The following is a 910-nucleotide window of genomic DNA, read 5'->3' as shown; positions in this document are numbered from 1 at the left end:
ACCGATGCTGCGTAACCGATCTCCTCCACGCATGCGGGAGCGTCTTCTAAACGTCGGTCGGAGAGAATGCTAAGACAGGAATCCCAGATATGGGCAGTGTCCGGGCTCGAACTCTGACGTGAAGGTCGTCAGGTAGCGTGCGATTGGGAGGATGACACTCGACCGCCAGCCATCGAAAATCGCCCTTCATGCAGATCTTAAGCACGAAGGCCGGCGTGAAGTCCCGGATTTTCTGTTTGACGCCCCATAACGTACCCCAATCCAGGCTACCATGTGCTCCCCAAGATCTCGTTGTACCCGTCGGTCCTTCCAACGCGAGATATGCGACAAGCCGCGCGATAAGCGAAACATCCGCCTCCTCGGTCGCGAGAAAAAGATCGTCCCCGAACCTCTCAAGAAGCCCTCGTGCAACTTGGATGTTCGCAATCGCGGTATTGGTATCGTCGCGGCCTGCGGCAATTGCTTCGGCAATGGCATCTTCACCCCGGTCCGCGAGAGTGCGCAACGGACCTTGAAGACCAGTCTCTTGTCTAGGACGATAAAGTCCTGCGCGACGTTTAGCACTTTCGCATCGATTCCACCCCATTGATTGTGATTGAAGACATCGACCTGGAGACGCACAGCCTGTCCCATCTGCACGAAGCCGATGTCTTTGGGAGAAACGTAAATCTCTGCCACGAGTTCGCCATCGGGTGATATCCAACCCACGGTTTGCCTGCCTGGACGTAGCTGCCTGGCGAGTCGTCCGTGAAGAATTTCCAAGCCGTTGATTTAGAATCCAGAAACGGCGTTTTGCCGTAACTGGATTTGCCGGAAAGCGGACCTTTGGAGCGGGATTGAACGAAGCCGCTGGCGCGGCATGTAGGGAAGCATAGCAAGGATTGCCTCCTGTCTGAGAGGATTGCGGGTT

General features: G+C 55.7%; 1 pseudogene. It reads right to left on the bottom strand.

Annotation, left to right across the window (positions count from 1 at the left end):
- Nucleotides 1-486: 486 nt before the first annotated feature.
- Nucleotides 487-737, bottom strand: a pseudogene (locus tag XI03_RS40395) (HlyD family efflux transporter periplasmic adaptor subunit); the annotation flags it as partial.
- Nucleotides 738-910 lie beyond the last annotated feature (173 nt).

Origin of the sequence: Bradyrhizobium sp. CCBAU 65884 (assembly GCF_028128835.1) — a bacterium.
GTDB classification, from domain to species: Bacteria; Pseudomonadota; Alphaproteobacteria; order Rhizobiales; family Xanthobacteraceae; genus Bradyrhizobium; species Bradyrhizobium ottawaense.
This window is presented reverse-complemented; position numbering and strand designations above follow the sequence as displayed.